A 1385-nucleotide genomic window follows, 5' to 3' on the forward strand; every position below is an offset into this window, starting at 1 on the left:
CTTTTGGTTTTACGCTGTAATGTTAAGCGACTAGGTTCAGCCGTATCACTACCATGTTGCTCACTTAAGTGCACAAGTAGTGTCTGCTTTTCACCTTCTGTTACCGTACTATCGTTCGCTTTTGCTATACCAGCATCAGAGAATTGTTGTACTAGGCGATCAACAGTAGTACCGATATCGTCGGCCAATTTTGTAATTGATACATCTGCCATGTAGTTCGATCCCTCTCTTCGCGTTATTATTCGCTATCACTGAACCAACAGATATTACGTGCAGCCATAATTAATTCACCAGCACGTTCATCCGTTAATTCTTCAATTTCACTTAAGTCATCAATGCCTTGTTCTGCTAGCTCTTCCAGAGTTGTTACTCCGATGCTTGCAAATACGTAAGCAAGGTGTTTTTCTAAACCTTCAAGTGCTAATAAGTCTGCACTTGGTTCAGCACCTTCTAGAGACTCTTCTGCAGCAAGTGCAGATGTCGTTAATGCATTTTTAGCACGTGAACGTAATTCATCAACAAGGTCTTCATCAAAACCGTCAATTTGTAAGAATTCGTTTACAGGAACGTAAGCGATTTCTTCTAATGACGAGAAGCCTTCTCCGATCAGTAATTCAGCCATATCTTCATCGATATCTAATTTATCAGTGAAGATTGTCATCAGACGATCGTTTTCTTTTTGATGTTTTTCGTTCGCTTCAGCAACTGTCATTACATTTAGTTCCCAACCTGTCAGTTGTGATGCTAAACGTACGTTTTGACCGTTACGGCCAATTGCTTGTGCAAGGTTGTCTTGCTCAACAGCAATATCCATTGAATGCTGATCTTCATCAACAATAATAGAAGCAACTTCAGCAGGAGCCATTGCGTTGATAACAAACTGAGCAGGGTTATCATCCCAAAGGATAATATCAACACGCTCACCGTTTAATTCACTTGATACCGCTTGTACACGTGCGCCACGCATACCAACACAAGCGCCAACAGGATCGATACGTTTGTCGTTAGATTTAACCGCGATTTTAGCACGAGAACCAGGATCACGAGCAGCCGCTTTAAGTTCAAGCATCTCTTCGTTGAATTCTGGCACTTCGATGCGGAATAATTCGATTAGCATTTCGTTACAAGCACGGCTAATAAATAACTGTGTGCCACGCGCTTCAGGTTTTACTTCTTTCAGTAAACCTTTAATACGGTCGCCAGTACGGAATGATTCACGTGGTAGCATCTCATCACGGAACATTACTGCTTCAGCATTGTTACCCAGATCTAATACGACTGTTTCACGGTTCGCACGTTTTACTAAACCAGTGATTAGCTCACCTTCATGTTTAGCGTATTGCTGAACGATTAAATCACGTTCTGCTTCACGTACTTTTTGAATG

2 protein-coding genes are annotated in these 1385 nt (G+C 41.6%); both read right to left on the bottom strand.

All coding sequences use genetic code 11. The features are described 5' to 3' along the window. Positions 1 to 212: translation initiation factor IF-2 N-terminal domain-containing protein (locus tag BT797_RS10000; protein ID WP_139291997.1), on the bottom strand; the 212-nt coding region annotated here is incomplete at its 3' end. Positions 213 to 238: 26 nt separating this feature from the next. After that, positions 239 to 1385: transcription termination factor NusA (gene nusA, locus BT797_RS10005; protein WP_075471927.1), on the bottom strand; the 1147-nt coding region annotated here is incomplete at its 5' end.

The organism is Moritella viscosa, from assembly GCF_900120065.1.
Lineage (GTDB): Bacteria > Pseudomonadota > Gammaproteobacteria > Enterobacterales > Moritellaceae > Moritella > Moritella viscosa.